Raw genomic sequence first — 16681 nt, 5'->3', positions numbered from 1 at the left:
GCCCGCGTTCACTCCCGTGGACGGCACGCGAGGAAGCTGACCCACGTCACGTCCTCGCGGCCGATCCACTGCGTGTCCCATTGCATTCGCAGGCCGGCCGCAGCAAGCTCGTCGGCGAACCGGTCCTTCGCCCAGTACACGGTCTGGTAGTCGCCGTTCGTCTCGCCCTCGCCGATGCGCATACCCGCCAGGAAGACCCCGCCGGGCTCGAGCGCGTCGAACACCTTGCGCAGGACCGGTGCGACCTGCTCACGATCGACGTGGATCAGCACGGCCATCGCGAGGATCGCGCTGTAGGGCCCGCCCAATGCATCCGTCACGACGTTGAGCAGCTCGCCCTTCTTGCCGCGCTCGGCCTGCAGGTCGAGAAAGGCCTGCGCCGCATCGGTGCGCCTGACGACGCCGCCCAACGACTCGATGAAGTCCGCGTCCTGCCCCGATCCGGAACCGATCTCCAGCACGGTGCCGCCGGCGGGCACGAACTGCATCATCCGGCGCAGCGCGTCCACGATCTCGGGCGGCCGGTGGCCTGCCACGACCGCGTTGTATTCGCGGGCGGAGTCTTCGTAGGACTGGATGGTGCGATCCATGTTCTTCAACACCGAGGCGGGAATTTTCATGGGAGCCTTTCCGGCCCATCGGACATCCGGTGGGACCTGGATGGAAAGTCTAGGTCCAAGGCGCCACCCGGCTCATGGGGCAAATTGCCTAGGCGCTGACCGGTGCCGTGGCGTGCGCGGGCCGCAGCGCGCGCAAGGCCAGCACCAGCACGACGGCCGAACAGCACGCAATGCCCGCCACCATCGGCCGCGGCGTGCCGTCGGCGAACGGCGCCACCAGCGCCACCATCACCGCGCCGCCCGCGAAGTTCAGTGTGCCGAGCAGGGCCGACGCCGTGCCCGCACGCGCCGCATGCCCTTCCATCGCCACCACGAAGGCCGACGGCACGATCACGCCGTTGAGCCCATAGGCGACCACCAGAAAGCCGACCAGCACGCCAAGGCGGTCGACGCCCGCGAGCGCCGACACGAGCAGCAGCAACGCCGTGGTGATGGCGTGCGCGATGACCGCCGTGCGCAGCACGCGCCGGATGCCGAAGCGCGCCGCGAGCCAGCCGTTCATCTGCGACACCGCGATCATCGACACCGCATTGAGCGCGAACAGCACGGCATACAGGCGCGGCGACACGCCGAAGTGCGTGCTCATCACGAACGACGAGTTCGCCACGTAGATGAAGAAGCCCGAGAGCGTGAGCGAGGCCATGAAGGCCACGGCCAGGAAATGCCGGTCGCGCAGCAGCACGCCATAGCTGGCCATCGCGCCGCGCAGGCTGCTCTGCTGCCGTGCCGCCGGCGGCCGCGTCTCGGGCAGGAAGACCGCCACCATCGCCATGGCCAGCAGCGCGAGCGCGCCGATCACCCAGAACACCGCACGCCAGTTGGCCGCATCGGCCACGAAGCTGCCGACCAGCGGCGCCAGGATCGGCGACACGCTGTAGACCAGGATCAGCAGCGACATGAGCCGCGCCGCTTCGGTCCCGGTGTGCAGGTCGCGCACCACGGCGCGCGGCGTCACCATGCAGGCGCAGGCGCCGAGCCCCTGCAGGAAGCGAAAGGCGATCAGCACGCCAATGCTCGGCGCGAGCGCACATCCGATGCTCGCGGCCACGAACACCGCGAGGCCCACGTACATCGGCCGCTTGCGGCCAAAGATGTCCGACAGCGGACCGGCGATCAGCTGGCCTGCGGCGGTCGCGATGAAGAAGGCCATCAGGCTGGCCTGCACTGCATGCGGGCCGGCGCCCAGCGCATGCCCGATGGCTGGCAGCGCGGGCAGGTACATGTCGATGGCACAGGGCCCGATCGCGGTGAGCAGGCCCAGCACGATGGCGTAGCGGGAAAGTCGAGCGTTCGAGGAGGACATGCGCCAATGGTCGCGCTGCGGGCCGAATGATTGAATAATCATCCGGCCGCTTTTCTTATTCATTCGTACAGAAACCATGGATCCCTTGTCCGATGTGCTCTCGATGCTCACGGTGAGCAGCACGCTCTCGTCGCGCTTCGAGGCGCGCGGCCGCTGGGCCTTTCGCTACCCGCACTACGACTCGCACATCAAGCTGGGCGGCGTGCTGGCGGGCCGCGTGCTGCTGGACGTGGAGGGCGCGTCCGCGCCGGCCGCGCTGGAGGCCGGCGACTTCTATCTGCTGACCAACGGCCAGCCCTTCACGGCGTCCAGCAATCCACCGGGTCCGGTGCAGGATGGCCTGCAGGTCAGCCGCGACTTCCGCGGGCCGGACGGCGTCCTGCGCTACGACGGCCAGGGCGCCGAAGACGGCTCGCTGGTCACCATGGTCAGCGGCCGCTTCACCCTCGCCGGCGAAGCCGGCGAACTGCTGCTGCGCCACCTGCCGCCGCTGATCCACCTGCGCGCGAGCGACCCCGGCGCGCGGCCGCTCGTGGGGCTGCTCGATCTGCTGCGCTGGGAGACGGCCGAGATGCGGCCGGGTGCGTCGATTGCGCGCACCAACCTTGCCGCGCTCGTGCTGGTGCAGGCGCTGCGTGTGCATCTGGCAAATGCGCCGCAGCCCGAAGGCTGGCTCGGCGCGATGACCGATGCGCGCATCGGCGCCGCGCTGTCGCAGATGCATGGCGACATCGCGCAGCCGTGGACCGTCGAGCGCCTGGCGCAGGCCGCGAGCATGTCGCGCACGGCCTTCGCAGTGCGCTTCAAGGTGCTCACGGGTTCGACGCCGCTCGACTACCTGGGCGGCTGGCGCATGACGGTGGCGCGCAATGCGCTGCGGCACAGCGACGAGGCCATTGCGCGCATTGCCGAGCGCATCGGCTACCAGTCGGAGACGGCGTTCAGCGCGGCTTTCCGGCGCATGGTGGGCGAAAGCCCCGGGCGCTTTCGCACGCTGAGCCGCAGCGATCGGGCAATCAGCCCTTAGCGAACTTCGCAGTCGACGGTGTTCGACTTGGGGGCGCCGCTGGTCGTTGCCATGTTGGCGGATAACGCGCTGAAAGCGGCCGGCAGCGTGAACAGGAGGCCGGGGTTCTTCGGAACGATGATCGGCGGCTGGATGGGCGACGGCGTGTAGCCGAACTGCCCCGCGGCAAAGCTGCTGCTCCCGCCCTTGTTGCTGACATTGATCAGGCCATCGATCACCTGGACATACAAACCCGGCGGAAGAGAGAGAGTGGCAGTGGGTAGCACAGGCCGTGAAGGCAGCGCAATTTGTGCGGATGCGTGCATCGGGGCCAGGGCCGCCAGCAGTGCAAAAAGGGAGAAGAAGAAAGAGAATTTTTTCATCGGATGGTCTCCTTGCAGTGCGCGGCTCACTGCGGCACGAGGGAAACGACCATGGTGGCGCTCCCCTTCAGCACACCCGCCGGGGTGTTGATGACGGTCGCGTCGCGGCTGCGCTGGCCGAGCGCGCCCGCGATGCTGCGAAAGCCGCCTTGCGCCAGCCCCAGCTCGACCTTGTCGTCCTGCGGCTTGCCGGCGTCGTAGCTGTAGCGCGTCACCACCAGCATCGACTGCGGTTGCAAGGTCAGCTCGGCGCCGTCTGCGAACTTCAGCTGCGCATAGGCGCGGCTCTCGGTCGTGAGCGTGTCGCCCTGGTGAACCTGCGAATCCACCGCCAGCAGCCGGGTGACGCCCTGCGCGCTGCGCGCGGCCAGGATGCCCGAGAGGTTGGTCACGGTGCCGACCACCTGTGCATGGGCCGAGAGTGCCGGGGCCATGCAGCCGATGAGGCAGAGCAGGCCCGCGATGCGTCGTGTCGTCGTCGATTTCATGGGGCGCTCCTCAATTGCAGTACAGCTTCTTGGTGGGCTCGATCCTGGTCCCCGCCTTGTCCGATGACGCCAACTCCTTGGTGTTCGTCTTGTCGGTGGCCTTGTCGCTGAAAGACGGCATAGGAGCGGCAGTGGTCAGGGTCTTGATCACTTCGTTGGACGCCTGCTGCACCGGCTTGACCGGTTGCGACGCCGTGGGCGGGCCCAGTATCTGGCAGAGCACCGAATTGGGCGCGATCGTGCAGATGTCGACCGAAGGCGGCGGTGCCGGCGTCGACGCGATCGGCGTGGGCGGCGCCACGCACCCCGGCAGCGTGGGGCTCACGGCGCATGCGACCTCGGTCGGCAACCGGGCCGAGCAGCCGTCGAGCGACCTGTTCGCCACGCACTGCGCCAGCGTCGGCAAGACTGCATCGCAGCCGGGCAGTGCGGGGTTGCTGGTGCAGGCCCCCAACGAGGGCGCGACGGCGGCCGTGGCGCGCGCCACCGGACTTCCGCCGGCCGGGTAGCTGACGGTCAGCGTGGCCGTGCCGTCGGGCGAGGTCTGCGCGGGCGCGTTGACCTGGCCGAAGGTGCCGCTGTTGCCCAAGCCCCGCGCCACGACGAAGTCGGCCGTTGCACCGTTCGCGGGCAAGGCGCCGCCAAGCCCGCTCAGGTTGAGTGTGCCGGCAAGATGCGCCGACCCGTCGATGTCGAGCAGGTCGAAGCCGCTGCCGCCGACCTTGATGTTCAGCACGCCGCTGCCGGTTTGCGTGTAGTTGCCGCGCACGGTGAGCAGGCCTGCCGTCGCGGCGGTGCCGGGCGACACGATGCCGTTGTTGACCAGCGTGCCGTCGCCGCCCAGTGCGATGGTGCCGCTGCCGCTGATGCTGCCGTTGTTGTAGATGTCCGTGCCGCCGCCGCCCAGCGTGGCGCCGGCCTGCAGCACGATGGCGCCGTTGTTGGGGTTGCCGGTGCCCTGGCGCGCGTCGAGCGTGCCTTCCTCGATGCGCACCATGCCGCCCGCCATGTTGCTCAATGGCACGGCGACGAGGCCCGCACCGGTCTTCACCACCGTGCCACCGTTCGCGAGCCGCCCGTCGCCGGGCGTGAACGCGGCGCCGGCGCCGAGGTTGAGGGTGCCGAGGTTGTTCCACGTCGTCGTGCCCGCCAGCGCCACTTCGGACCCGGCCATGTTCACGACGTTGCGCGTGGTGAGCGCATTGCCCTGCCCCTGGATCACGGTCGATGCGCCCATCGACAGCACCGGGGCCGCCGCCTTGACGTCCACCGCGCCAAGCAGCGAGATGTAGTTCTGCCACGTCATGGCGCCGGCGCCGGCGCCGGAAAAATCGGCACTGGCGTCCAGGCTCACGTTGTCCAGCGTCAGCTGCGCGCCGCCCGCGACCTGCATCCTGCCGCCGAGCGTGGAACCCGCCAGGGTCAGCTGGCCGGCGTCGGCGCGGATCGTGCCGTTCGCGCCGTTCTGGATGCCCGTGAACTGCTGGTCGCTGGCGGTGGCCTTGACCAGCGTGCCGTTGTTGATGAAGGTGGCCATGACGCCGCCCGCTCCCCCGAACACGTCGGCGCGCGTGCCGGTGGTGGTGACGGTGCCGTCGTTCTCGAATTTCACGCGCTCGTCGCGCGCCACGATGGCGCCGTTGCTGCCCCTGACCTCGACGGCGGCGCTGTTTCTCCATGCACCGGCTTCGCGCAGGGTGACTTCGCCATCGACCACCACGCCCGCGCCCTGCGTCAGCAGCGTGTTGCCGCCGGTGTTGAGGCTCAGCTCGTGCAGCACCAGGCTGTTGCCGCCCTGGTCGAAGCTCAGGTTCGTGCCCAGCGTCACGGTATCGGACCACGCGACCGTGCCGGTGCCGGTGAAGCCCGAACCGGCGTTGAAGGCCTGCCCGCCCGACATCGACAGCGTGGAAGGCGCGCTCACGTTGAACACGCCGCTGTGGGTGCCGCCCTGTCCGAACGACACCGTGCCGAGGCTGTCGATGTTCACCATGCCGGCGTTGTTGAGCACGCCCGAGATCGGCGAGCCTTCGCGCTGCACCAGCAGGGTGGCGCCCGTTCCCACGTTGACGGTGCCGGCGACGATGGCCGAGGTGGGCGCAGCCAGCGTGGTGGTTCCACCCCCGATGTTGAGCGTGCCGTTGCCGGTCGCGGCACCTTCGGAAACGGTCAGCACGCCGCCGTTCAGGTTCATGTCGGCGTTGACCTGGGCCGCATGGCTGGCGCCCGAATCGTCGTTCTGGAGATTGCTGTTGAGATTGAGTCCGAGCTTGCCGCCCTTGCTGGTGATCGCCGCGTTGATGACGATGTTGTTGCTGGCGTTCAGCGTCAGTGTCGAGTCGGCGGCGCTGGTCCTGGCGATGGCCGACGAGACGGTGATGTCGCCGGCGCCGATCGTCGGGCTGCCTGTGGTGATGCTCACGTCGGTGCCCGCGTCGAGCTGCGTCGTGATGATGTCGGCGCCGATGTACGCGCCGGATTCGGTCGAGGTGATGGCGTTGCTGCCGCTGGTGCCGCCGCTACCGCCGCCGGCCACGATCTCGATGCTGAGCGGGTCGATGTGCCACTCGCCGCCGCGGCCCACCACGGGCACGTTGACCACGTCGAGCGAGCGCTGCCCCGAGGTGTCGACATAGCCTCCGCGCCCCGCGCTGCCGGTGGCCGACACCCGGCCGTCGATCACGGCCGCGCCGTCGGCGTACAGGACGACGTTGCCGCCGGTCGTGCCGTTGGCGCTGATGTCCGACGCGGCCGTCGTCTTCAGGTCGCCGGATGCGCGCAGGAACACGCGGCCCCCCTCGCGCACCACGCTGTCGGCGTTGATGCTGCCGCTGTTGGTCACGAGGCCCGCCGCCAGGCCGATGCGTCCGGCCTCGGCCGCGATGCGCCCGAGGTTCTTCGCTTCGCCCGGCGTGCCGGTGATGGCCACGGAGACGCCCGGCGTTCCGGTGTCGACCAGCTGCACGGTCTGCCCCGCCGCCAGCAGCACTTCGCCGTGGGGTGCATTGAGCGTGCCGCTGTTGACCACGCTGGGGCCGACCAGGTAGATGCTGCCGCCGCTCGCGGCGTTGATGGTGCCGGCGTTGCGGACTTCACCCGCCGTGGCCGTGCCGCGGAACATGAGCCGGCCCGCGAGGAAGTCGCTGTCGCTGACGTTGAGCGTGCTCGCGATGAAGCTGCCGACGTCGATGCGTGCGCCGGGCCCGACCATGATGCCGGCCGGATTGATGAGCCAGAGTGCACCGTTGGCCTTGATCTGCCCGTAGATCAGCGACGGGTCGCCGCCGACGGTGCGCGCCAGCAGCGCCGACGTGCTGCCCGGCTGGCGGATGTCGACCAGCGCGTTCGCGCCGACATTGAAGGTCGCGAAATTGACCAACGCCTGCGGCGTGCCCTGCAGGATGTTCAGCGTGGTGCCGTTCTGCAGGAACGAGACATTGCCGGAGGTGACGCTCCAGCCCGTGGGCAGCGCGCCCGGCAGCGGCTGGGCCCACAGCGGGAGCGGCGTCGCTGCGGCGGCGCACAGCGAGGCGGCCAGCGGCAGGAGTCGGCGTCTGAAGTTCGGGCGCATGGTGTGTTTGCCTTGTGTGGGGTTCAGAACGCCAGCATCGCGCTCAGATGGGCGCGCCAGTCGCCGCGCTTCTCGGTCAGCGAGGGGCCCGCGTCGTTGACGCGGGCGATGTCCAGCCGCAGGCTGAAGTCGCGACCCCAGCCGTAACGCGCGCCCACGCCCACGCTCGACACGTGGACCCGGCCCGGCACCGCGGTGCCGGCCGTGCGGCTGTTGCTGCCCTGCCCCGCGTCGAAGAAGACCAGGGCGCGCAGCTGGCCGGGCACGCCGGCCAGGGCGCCCAGCTCGGGTGAATAGAGTTCGGCGTTGACGACCACGCCGCTGTCGGCCACGACGGCGCGCTCCAGGAAGCCGCGCACCAGCGTCTGGCCCGTCAGGCCGAACTGCTCGCTCGCCACCAGTGGCGTGTTGGTGTACTGCGCGCTGCCCGCCAGCCGCGCCTGCCAGCCGCCGGGCAGGCCCTTGGCATACGAGGCGCTGCCGCGCAGCACGGCGAAGCCGTCCCGCGTGCGGCGGTTGCCGGGCGTGAGGTAGGAGTAGCGGTCGGTGCGGCCATCGAGGTTGGTGTAGCGCGTGCCGGTGGCCAGGTTGCGCGACACGCCGGCACTGTAGCCCAGCACTTCGTCGACGCTGTCGCGCTGGCCGATGTAGCTCAGGCTCAGCGGCATGGTGACGTAGGGCACGCACGCGGCGATGGGCGGTGTCGGCGGCGCGATGCTCACCTGCTCGCCGCCGAGGTCGCAGCGCGAGTCGATACGGCGGCGGTCGAGGCCGAGCACGAGCTTCGCGCTGCTTTCGCCGCTGCGGCCGAGAAAATGGTTCCAGCGCACGCCGTAGACGTCGCCCTTGCCGGTGAAGCCCAGCACGCCGCCGAGCGTGGGCGAGCTGGCCGGCGAGTTGACGCTCGACTTGCCGTAGATGAAGTCCAGGCTGTCGCCGAAGCCGTAGAGCGGGATGCGGTAGCCCAGCGAATACAGGCGCAGCCGCATGCCCGAGGGGCTGTCGGGCGAGGTGGTGTACGCCAGCGTGCCCACCTGGTCGCGGTTGAACAGGTTGGCGTGCTGCAGCGCGACGCCGGTGCGCCAGCGGCCGCTGGCCGCGGTGCCGGTGTTGTCGAGCGTGGTGATGAGGCGCAGCGGATCGTGGTCGACCACCGCCACCTTGGCGTCGATGGTGCCGGGGCTGGCGCCTTCGCCGAGCGTCACGCCGATCTGCTTGGCCGGGCTGTCGTTGGCCAGCTGCACCGACTCCGAGATGGCGCGCAGGTCGGGCACGCGGCCCGTCTGCAGGCGCGAGAGGCTGGCGCGGATGTTGTCCGAATCGAAGTGCGTGTTGCCGCTGACCGTGACCGACGAGATCACGCTCTCGGTCACGCGGAGCTTCACGGTACCGCCGGTCAGTTCCTGTTCGGGCACCGAGACCCGCACGGTCGTGTAGCCGGCGCGGGTGTAGGCCTGCTGCAGGGCGTCGACCGCGCGCTGGATGTCGCTGTAGGCCCGGCCGGGGCCCGCCATGGAAGCGACCAGCCGGTCGACTTCAGCGGCGCCGAGCAGCGTGTCGCCTTCGACCTGGAAGCGCGCGATGTCGAAATGCTCGCCCTGCGCGTTGGCTGCAAAGCCCGCCATCGCCAGCGCAGCAGCCACGCCGCATCGCACCCACTTGCTCGTCAGTCTTTGTCTCATTCGTTCACCCAGGGAACACCGGTGGCTGAACAAATAAGGCACGATGGCGATCGTGTTCAGAATGCTACATATAGTAATTCAACATAGATAAAAGTGTAAAAATGTTTTACATCCCGGATTTATGGGCTTGACATGCTTCAAAGAGTTGCCTCTTGGCAGCATCCGAGGCATCAGACGGAACGCGTGATGCCGCCGTCCACGCGCAGGTTCTGCCCGGTGATGTAGCCCGCACCCTCGGACGCGAGAAAGCCGATCACGGCCGCGATCTCGCTGCTCTTGCCGTAGCGCCCCATCGGAATGCGCCCGCGGAATTCGGCCTTCTCGGGCAGGCTGTCGATGAAGCCGGGCAGCACGTTGTTCATGCGCACGTTGTCCGCCGCGTACTTGTCGGCGAACAGCTTGGTGAACGCCGCAAGGCCGGCGCGGAACACGCCCGAGGTCGGGAACACGGGGTCGGGCTCGAAAGCGGCGAAGGTCGAGATGTTGATGATCGTGCCGCCGCCCTGCTTCACCATCAGCGGTGCCACGAGCCGCGCGGGGCGCACCGCGCTCAGCAGGTAGACGTCCATGCCGCGGTGCCAGTCCTCGTCGCTGATGTCGAGGATCGGCGCGCGGGGGCCATGGCCCGCGCTGTTGACCAGCACGTCGACGCGGCCCCATTCATTGACCACCCGATCGACGAGCCGTTGGAGGTCGTCGTTCGATTGGTTGGAGCCGGTCACGCCGATGCCGCCAAGCTCGGCGGCCAGCGCCTCGCCCTTGCCCGACGAGGAAAGAATGGCCACGCGAAAGCCGTCGTCCGCGAGCTTGCGCGCCGCGGCCGCGCCCATGCCGCTGCCGGCCGCCGGCGGTGACGATGGCTACTTTTTTCTGTGCTTCAGAAGACATGCAAATTCCTTGGTTCATTTCGTGCAGGACCTGCATTTAGCCAAGAATTCAGGGCGCTTGTATTCAGGGCGCGTGCACAGGCCACCGGGTACTCCCCTCCGCGAATGTCCCCCGGCCTGCGGCCTCCTCCTTGATTTCGCTGCGGGGAGCACCCGATGCCCTGTGCACCTGGGCACGCTCTGGGTGCACAGCTGATCAACGACCGCTCTGTCCAACGCTCCCGTCGATGGGGTGCCTTGCGCAGCGAAATAAAGGAGGAGCCGAAGGCGGGGGACATTCGCGGAGCAAGGCACCCCGTCGGCGGGAGCGCGCCCCGAACAGCGCCATGCCCCATAAAAAGTGTCCTCAACGCCTCACGCGCAGCATCCCCTCTTGCGCCGTCGACGCCACCAGCCGCCCGTCGCGCGTGAACAGGCTGCCGCGGCACAGGCCGCGCGCGCCGCTCGCGCTTGGCGAATCGAGCACGTAGAGCAGCCAGTCGTCCATGCGAAAATCGCGGTGGAACCACATCGCGTGGTCGAGGCTCGCGGGGCGCACCTGGCCGCTCATGAAGCTCAGGCCGTGCGGCAGCATCGCGGCGCGCAGCAGGCCGTGGTCGGAGGCGTAGGCGAGCAGCGCGCGGTGCACCACCGGGTCGTCGGGCAGCGGCGCGATGGCGCGCATCCAGATCGCGCTTTCGGACGGACGCACCGCGGGCGTCAGCAGGTCGTCGGCCTCGACGCGGCGGTATTCGATGCCGTGCGGCTCCAGGCCCTTGATGCGCCAGCGCTCGGGCAGGCGCTCGCCGAGCGCGATGCGCTGGTCGAGTTCGCTCGCGAGCCCCTCGGGGCCTTCGGCCGCGGGCATGGCGAACTGATGCTCGACGCCGTCGTCCACCGTCTGGAACGAGGCCGACATCTCGAAGATGATGCGCTCCTGCTGGCGCGCCACCACGTGCCGCGTGGTGAAGCTGCGGCCGTCGCGCACGCGGTCCACGCTGTATTCGATGGGCGCATGCTCGCCCGGCAGCAGGAAGTAGGCGTGCATCGAATGCACCGGCCGCTCGGCGCCCACCGTGAGGCTCGCGGCCGCGAGCGACTGGCCGAGCACCTGGCCGCCGAACACGGCGGGCGTGCCGATGTCTTCGCTCTGGGCCAGGAACCGGTCGCCTCCGAGCGGCTCGAGCTGCATGAGCGCGACGAGTTCGTCGACAAGGCGGGCGGCGGTGGCGGGATCGGTGGTCATCGGGGGCGTTCAATGCGAAAGAAGCAACCCTCAACCATAGCAAAGGCCGCGCCCGCGGGCTGTCGCGGGGCGGTCAGTCCGCGCCAGCGACTCAGCGATCGAGATCGGCGCCGTCGGCGGCCAGCTTCTTCTGAAGCGCCGGCACGTCCACATCCGCGAACCTGGCGCTTCCATCCAGCGACGCCGCGGCAGTACCCGCCGCCTGCCCCATCACAAAGCAGCCGCCGCTCGCGCGCGCAGCCGACTGGCCTTCGTGCGTCATGGCGGCGCAGCGGCCGGCCACCAGCAGGTTGTCGACCGTGCGCGGCACCAGCATGCGCCAGGGCAGCTGGTTGTAGGTGCGGCTCTCGTCGCGCGGAAAGGCCCATTCGATGCGGCCGTCGGCATGCATTTCCATCGGCCAGGCGTTGATGCCGATGCTGTCGCCGAAGCTGGCCGACGACAGGATGTCCTCGCCCGTGAGCGCGTAGAGGCCCTCGATGCGGCGCGTCTCGCGGATGCCGACCTGGGGCGCAATCTCGACGATGGCCGAGCGCGCGAAGCCCGGCACCTCGGCCTTCATGAACTTGAAGTACTCGGCAATCTGGCGCCGGCCTTCGAGTTCGCCTTCGGTGAGTTCGCGCGCATCGACGCCGTTCATCGCGCGGCCGGCCGCATTGCGGATCTGCGTGACGTTGGCGCGCCATTCGCGCGGATCGATGTTGGGCCGCAGGATCGCGCCTTCGCGCGGGAACTGGTAGGCGCCCGGCTTCTTCTGCTGCACCTGCGCCATCAGCTCGTTGATGGCCTTGAACTCGCCGACGGCCGCGAGCGCAGGTTGCGCATCGACCTGGCCGACGCGGAACATCGTGGTCGGAAACAGGCCGCTGCCATGGCCGTCGCCCACTTCGAAAGGCACGCCCGCAAAGGCCGCCACGTCGGCATCGCCGCTGGCATCGACGAAGGCGTTGGCGCGAATCGCCTGCCGCCCCGACTTGGTTTCGACCACCAGCGCCGCGATGCGGTCGCCCTCGCGCACCACCGCGCCCGCCCAGGCGTGGAACAGCAGGTTGACGCCGGCGTCGAGCAGCAGCTGGTCGGCCGCGATCTTGTAGGCCGAGGTGTCGTAGGAGCGCACGCGGATGCGGCCCTGCATGCCGTCCTGCGGCGTGTTGAGGCCGCCCAGCGCGTCGATGCGCGCCAGCAGGTCGTCGGCCACGCCGCGCACCAGCAGCGTCATTTCGCCGTGGCGCTTGCCGTAGAGGCCCGCGAAGTTGGTCACGCCGCCCGCGGTGCCCATGCCGCCGAGGAAGCCGTAGCGCTCCACCAGCAGCGTGCTGGCGCCGTGGCGCGCCGCGCTCACGGCGGCGGCAATGCCGGCGGGGCCGCCGCCGACCACCACCACGTCGTATTCGCCAAACACCGGCAGCTCGCGCGCCGGCTCGGTCAGGGTGTTCTTCTGGTCTGTGGTCATCACTGGATCTTGATGCCGCGGGCCGAGATGATGCGGGTCATGATCGCGGCCTCTTCCTTGACGCGCAGGCGCATGCCGTCCGGCGAGGTGCCCACCGCCTGCCAGCCCTGCTCGAACAGCTTCCGGCGCACTTCGGGCTGCTTCATGATGGTTTCGATCTCGCGGCTGATGCGCGCCTGCGCGGTCTTCGAGAGATTGGCGGGGCCGAGCAGCGCCACCCACACTTCGAGCGAGAAGTCGCGCACGCCGGCTTCGGCCAGCGGCGGGAGCTCCGGCACCAGCGCGCTGCGCCCGCCCGTGAGGCCGATGGCCTTGAGCTTGCCGGCGCGAATCTGCGGCATCGCCACGCCCGGCGGGATGAGGCCCATCTGCACCTGGTCGCCGAGCATCGCGGTCACGACCTGCGGGTTGCCCTGGTAGGGCACGTGCTCGGGGTTGAAGCCGGCCACGCGGCTCTTGAGCAGTTCCATGCCCAGGTGCCCGACCGAGCCCACGCCCACCGAGCCGTAGTTCCACTTGTCGCCGCCCTTGCGCGCCGCATCGAAGAAGGCGGTGCCCGAAGGCAGGTTGTTCTGCGCCACCAGCACCAGCGGGGCGGTGGCAATCAGCGAGAGGTAGGTGAAATCTTTCGCGGGGTCGTAGGGCAGCCGCGGGTACAGCATCTTCGACGAGGTGAGATTGCCGTTGATGACGATGCCCAGCGTGTGATCGTCGGTGGCCTTGGCCACCATGTCGGCCGCGATGTTGCCCGAGGCGCCGGGCTTGTTGTCCACCACCACCGGCTGGCCGAGCGCCTTGGCCAGCGGCTCGGCGATGGTGCGGGCGGCGATGTCGGGCGTGGAACCGCCCGGAAAACCCACGAGCAGGCGGATCGGCTTGGTCGGCCAGGCAGTGTTCTGTGCGCTGGCCGCCAGCGGCAGCGCGGCGGCGGCGGCCAGGCCGCAGGCGATCAGGAGGGCTCTCTTGGTGGCGTGCATTGGAAAGGTGAGCGAATTGTGAAAAAACGTAATGATGACACCTAGTCGAGGCTGATGTTGCCGCGCCGGACCAGTTCGCCATACACCTTGGACTTGGCTTCGGCATTGCGCTCGATTTCTTCAGGCGACCAGGCCAGCGGCTCGAAGGCGAAGGTGTCGAAGCGCGCGCGGATCTCGGGGTCGGCAATGACCTTGGCCACGTCGGCGTTGATCTTTGCCTTGACGGCCGCCGGCACGCCCTTGGGCGCGAGCAGCGAGACAAAGGAGTTCACCTCGAGCGAGGCCGGCCCGCCCGCCTCGGCCATGGTCGGCACCTCGGGCATCTGCGGAATGCGCCGGGGTGCGGCAATGGCCAGGTAGCGCAGCTTGCCGGCCTTGTAGATGCCCTGGCTCGACGGAATGCTGGCAAAGCTCCACGGCACTTCGCCGGTGCCCACGTTCGAGAACAGCTGCGACACCTCGCGGTATGGCGCATGCCGCATGCGGATGCCGGTGAGCGCTTCGAGCTGCTGCGCGCCCAGGTGGCCCGGGCTGCCCACGCCCCACGAGCCGTAGACGATGGCCTCGGGATTCGCCTTGGCTTCGGCGATCAGGTCCGTCATGTTCTTCCACTTCGACTCGCTCGAAACGGCCACGAAGAAGGGCGTGCGAAACAGCGAGGCCACGGGGTCGAAGTGCTGCAGCGTCACGAAGTTGCGCGACTTGTACAGGTGCGGCAGCGCCGCGATGTGCTCGCTGTCGAGCTGCAGCAGGGTGTAGCCGTCGGGCGCCGCGCGCCGCGCCTGGTCGATGGCGATGAAGCCGCCGCCGCCCGGCCGGTTGTCGATCAGCACCCGCTGGTTCCAGAGGCGCGAGAGCTTGTCGGAGATCAGCCGCAGCACCGCGTCGGGCCCGCTGCCGGCGGCGAAGGGCGTGACCAGCGTCACCGACTTGTTCGGATAGTCGCTGGCCTGCGCCAGCGCGCCGGTGGCGGCGGCGAGCGACGCCAGGGCCAGGATGCCCGTGAGCAATGCGCGTGGTGAAAAGGTCATGACTGTTGTCTCCTGGGCCTGTGGCCTCGAATAGTGATGATGAAGGAAGCCCGTTCGATCAGTGCGGCGAAAGCGCGTCGTCCAGGCAATGCTCGGGCCGCCAGGCATAGAGCCACTCGACCGCATCGTAGAAGCGTTCGGGCGTGCGGCCCACCCAGAGGCTGTTGCGCACCAGCCGCTCCACGCCCCTGGCGTGATAGAGCCGGCCCATCTCGCGCACCGACAGCACCACGCGGGCGGTGCGCGGAATGCGCGCGGCCTCGTAGCGCTTGAAGGCGGCCGGCATGTCGAAGTCGCAGGCCTGCACCGCGGCACCCAGCGTGACCGCGTCCTCCAGCGCCATGCAGGCGCCCTGCGCGAGGTACTGCATCATCGGATGCGCGGCGTCGCCGAGCAGCGTGGCCGGGCCGTCGCTCCAGCGCGCCACCGGATCGCGGTCGGCCGTGCTCCAGCGCCGCCACGAGCCTGGCCGGTCGAGCAGCTGGCGCGGGCGCGCATGCACGCCCTCGAAGTAGGAAAGCACTTCTTCCTTGCTGCCCTCGGAAACGCCCCACTCTTCCTGCCCGCGGCTGTGGAAGGTGACGACCAGGTTGTATTGCTCGCCATGGCGCAGCGGATAGTGCACCAGGTGGCAGTCGGGGCCGGCCCAGACCACGGGCGCGTTCCAGCGCAGGTCGGCCGGCATGTCGGCCACCGGCACCACCGCGCGGTACACCACGTGGCCCGAGACGCGCGCCTCGTCGCCCACGAGCCTGGCGCGCACCACCGACTTCACGCCGTCGCAACCCACGATCGCATCGGCCTTGAAGCGCCGGCCGTCGCGCGTGATGGCGACCACGCCCTGCGCCTTGTCGGTGCCGATGTCGATGGACTCGACCTGCGCCGAGGTGTGGAAGCGGATCAGCGGATGCTGTTTCACGGCCTCGTGGATGGCGCCATGCAGGTCGGCGCGGTGGCTCACGGCATACGGGTTCCCGAAGCGTGCGCGAAAGGCTTCGCCCACGGGCACCGAGGCCACTTCGCCGCAGTCGACCGCATCCATCATCACGAGCCGGTCGGTGAAGACCGAGTTGCGGCGCACCGCCTCGCCCACGCCGAGCGCGTCGAGCGCCGCGAAGGCATTCGGCCCGAGCTGCAGGCCGGCGCCGATCTCGCCGATGGTGGCGCTCTGTTCGAGCAGGTCGATGGAAACGCCGAGCCGCGCGAGCGCCAGCGCGGCGGCCATGCCGCCGATGCCGCCGCCGACGAGCAGCACGTGAGGGGGATTCTTCGGGAGAGATGAGCTCATCGCGGGGCCTCTGCGCTGCGTTTGCTCAGTCGATGCGCACGGTGAGCGAAGGCAGCTTGTCGATGCTCACCTTGATCGTCTGGCCGGGCTTCACCGCGCCCACGCCTTCGGGCGTGCCCGTGAAGATCAGGTCGCCGGGCTGCAGCGTGAAGAGCGTCGAGAGATTGGCGATCACCTCGTTGACGGACCAGATCAGGTGCGTGATGTCGCTGTTCTGGCGCATCTGGCCATCGACCTCGAGCCTGATGGCGCCGGCATGGATCTCGCCCACGTCGGCCAGGGTGCGCAGCGGCGCAATGGGCGCCGAGAAGTCGAAGGCCTTGCCGATCTCCCACGGGCGGCCCTGCTCGCGCATCTTGATCTGCAGGTCGCGCCGCGTCATGTCCAGGCCCACGGCATAGCTGTGGATGTGGCTGGCCGCCTGCTCCACCGCAATGTCCCTGCCGGCCTTGCCGATGGCGACGACGAGCTCGGCTTCGTAGTGGTAGTTGCTCGTGAGCGGCGGATACGGAATGGCGCCGGTTGCGCCTTCGCCCACGGGCACCACCGAGGCATCGTCGTTGGGCTTGCAGAAGAAGAACGGCGGCTCGCGGTCGGGGTCGAAGCCCATCTCGCGCGCATGCGCCGCGTAGTTGCGGCCCACGCAGTAGACCCGGCGCACGGGAAACAGCTCGCTCGAACCCACGATGGGCAGGCCGACGATGGAAGGAGGCGTGAAGACGAAGGACATGTGGGCTCCTGCCGCGCGCGGCGGCACAGGGTCAAGA

Annotated in this window: 14 protein-coding genes; 1 reads left to right on the top strand and 13 read right to left on the bottom strand. The window is 69.1% G+C overall.

Translation table 11 applies throughout. The features are described from left to right. Nucleotides 1-8: 8 nt before the first annotated feature. Entirely contained in the window at nt 9-620 is a 612-nt protein-coding gene (locus QFZ47_RS14555) for a class I SAM-dependent methyltransferase (RefSeq protein WP_307656306.1), read from the bottom strand. An 88-nt stretch (nt 621-708) separates the two neighbouring features. Next, a complete protein-coding gene (locus QFZ47_RS14550) occupies nt 709-1923 on the bottom strand; it encodes a multidrug effflux MFS transporter (RefSeq protein WP_370880635.1) in 1215 nt (404 codons plus the stop codon). 76 nt (nt 1924-1999) lie between these two features. On the opposite strand from QFZ47_RS14550, the gene QFZ47_RS14545 reads away from it, so the two are divergent. Beyond that, nucleotides 2000-2950, top strand: a complete 951-nt coding sequence (locus QFZ47_RS14545) for an AraC family transcriptional regulator (RefSeq protein WP_307656304.1) — start codon at nt 2000-2002, stop codon at nt 2948-2950. On the opposite strand, the gene QFZ47_RS14540 is transcribed toward QFZ47_RS14545, so the two are convergent. The 11 genes from QFZ47_RS14540 to QFZ47_RS14490 form a co-directional block, all read right to left on the bottom strand. After that, nucleotides 2947-3342: a hypothetical protein gene (locus QFZ47_RS14540; RefSeq protein ID WP_307656303.1), complete on the bottom strand. Its 396-nt coding sequence runs from the start codon at nt 3340-3342 to the stop codon at nt 2947-2949. The two genes, QFZ47_RS14545 and QFZ47_RS14540, sit on opposite strands and share 4 nt — an antisense overlap. Further along, nucleotides 3339-3800 (bottom strand): FecR family protein, encoded by a 462-nt coding sequence (locus QFZ47_RS14535; RefSeq protein ID WP_307656302.1) that lies wholly within the window; start codon nt 3798-3800, stop codon nt 3339-3341. Before QFZ47_RS14535 ends, QFZ47_RS14540 begins: the two co-directional genes overlap by 4 nt. 10 nt (nt 3801-3810) lie before the next feature. Beyond that, complete coding sequence (locus QFZ47_RS14530) at nt 3811-7371, bottom strand: two-partner secretion domain-containing protein (RefSeq protein ID WP_307656301.1); 3561 nt, start codon at nt 7369-7371, stop codon at nt 3811-3813. Nucleotides 7372-7394: 23 nt separating this feature from the next. Further along, nucleotides 7395-9053, bottom strand: coding sequence for a ShlB/FhaC/HecB family hemolysin secretion/activation protein (locus QFZ47_RS14525; protein ID WP_307656300.1), 1659 nt, complete (start codon nt 9051-9053; stop codon nt 7395-7397). A 170-nt stretch (nt 9054-9223) separates the two neighbouring features. Further along, nucleotides 9224-9883, bottom strand: a complete 660-nt coding sequence (locus tag QFZ47_RS14520) for an SDR family oxidoreductase (protein WP_370880577.1) — start codon at nt 9881-9883, stop codon at nt 9224-9226. A gap of 403 nt (nt 9884-10286) precedes the next feature. Further along, nucleotides 10287-11165 carry an acyl-CoA thioesterase gene (locus QFZ47_RS14515; protein WP_307656299.1) on the bottom strand — a complete coding sequence of 293 codons (879 nt, stop codon included), beginning with the start codon at nt 11163-11165 and terminating at the stop codon, nt 10287-10289. Nucleotides 11166-11256: 91 nt separating this feature from the next. Beyond that, on the bottom strand, nt 11257-12618 hold the full coding sequence (locus tag QFZ47_RS14510; RefSeq protein WP_307656298.1) for an FAD-dependent oxidoreductase: 1362 nt from the start codon (nt 12616-12618) through the stop codon (nt 11257-11259). Next, nucleotides 12618-13595: a Bug family tripartite tricarboxylate transporter substrate binding protein gene (locus QFZ47_RS14505; protein WP_307656297.1), complete on the bottom strand. Its 978-nt coding sequence runs from the start codon at nt 13593-13595 to the stop codon at nt 12618-12620. The genes QFZ47_RS14510 and QFZ47_RS14505 overlap by 1 nt, the downstream gene beginning before the upstream one ends. 41 nt (nt 13596-13636) lie before the next feature. Next, nucleotides 13637-14626: a Bug family tripartite tricarboxylate transporter substrate binding protein gene (locus QFZ47_RS14500; protein ID WP_307656296.1), complete on the bottom strand. Its 990-nt coding sequence runs from the start codon at nt 14624-14626 to the stop codon at nt 13637-13639. 58 nt (nt 14627-14684) lie between these two features. Continuing rightward, a complete protein-coding gene (locus QFZ47_RS14495; protein ID WP_307656295.1) occupies nt 14685-15914 on the bottom strand; it encodes a 3-hydroxybenzoate 6-monooxygenase in 1230 nt (409 codons plus the stop codon). A gap of 25 nt (nt 15915-15939) precedes the next feature. After that, on the bottom strand, nt 15940-16644 hold the full coding sequence (locus QFZ47_RS14490; RefSeq protein ID WP_307656294.1) for a fumarylacetoacetate hydrolase family protein: 705 nt from the start codon (nt 16642-16644) through the stop codon (nt 15940-15942). Nucleotides 16645-16681: the final 37 nt, after the last annotated feature.

Source organism: Variovorax paradoxus (genome assembly GCF_030815975.1).
Taxonomy (GTDB): Bacteria; Pseudomonadota; Gammaproteobacteria; order Burkholderiales; family Burkholderiaceae_C; genus Variovorax; species Variovorax paradoxus_N.
The sequence above is the reverse complement of the archived record's forward strand: the minus strand, read 5'-3'. Positions and strand labels throughout refer to the sequence as shown.

Excerpts from the sequence above, each read along its gene's own strand:
- QFZ47_RS14555 (WP_307656306.1), bottom strand. The coding sequence starts at position 620 with ATGAAAATTCCCGCCTCGGTGTTGAAGAACATGGATCGCACCATCCAG.
- QFZ47_RS14550 (WP_370880635.1), bottom strand. The coding sequence starts at position 1,923 with ATGTCCTCCTCGAACGCTCGACTTTCCCGCTACGCCATCGTGCTGGGC.
- QFZ47_RS14545 (WP_307656304.1), top strand. The coding sequence starts at position 2,000 with ATGGATCCCTTGTCCGATGTGCTCTCGATGCTCACGGTGAGCAGCACG.
- QFZ47_RS14535 (WP_307656302.1), bottom strand. The coding sequence starts at position 3,800 with ATGAAATCGACGACGACACGACGCATCGCGGGCCTGCTCTGCCTCATC.
- QFZ47_RS14530 (WP_307656301.1), bottom strand. The coding sequence starts at position 7,371 with ATGCGCCCGAACTTCAGACGCCGACTCCTGCCGCTGGCCGCCTCGCTG.
- QFZ47_RS14525 (WP_307656300.1), bottom strand. The coding sequence starts at position 9,053 with ATGAGACAAAGACTGACGAGCAAGTGGGTGCGATGCGGCGTGGCTGCT.
- QFZ47_RS14520 (WP_370880577.1), bottom strand. The coding sequence starts at position 9,883 with ATGGGCGCGGCCGCGGCGCGCAAGCTCGCGGACGACGGCTTTCGCGTG.
- QFZ47_RS14515 (WP_307656299.1), bottom strand. The coding sequence starts at position 11,165 with ATGACCACCGATCCCGCCACCGCCGCCCGCCTTGTCGACGAACTCGTC.
- QFZ47_RS14510 (WP_307656298.1), bottom strand. The coding sequence starts at position 12,618 with ATGACCACAGACCAGAAGAACACCCTGACCGAGCCGGCGCGCGAGCTG.
- QFZ47_RS14505 (WP_307656297.1), bottom strand. The coding sequence starts at position 13,595 with ATGCACGCCACCAAGAGAGCCCTCCTGATCGCCTGCGGCCTGGCCGCC.
- QFZ47_RS14500 (WP_307656296.1), bottom strand. The coding sequence starts at position 14,626 with ATGACCTTTTCACCACGCGCATTGCTCACGGGCATCCTGGCCCTGGCG.
- QFZ47_RS14495 (WP_307656295.1), bottom strand. The coding sequence starts at position 15,914 with ATGAGCTCATCTCTCCCGAAGAATCCCCCTCACGTGCTGCTCGTCGGC.
- QFZ47_RS14490 (WP_307656294.1), bottom strand. The coding sequence starts at position 16,644 with ATGTCCTTCGTCTTCACGCCTCCTTCCATCGTCGGCCTGCCCATCGTG.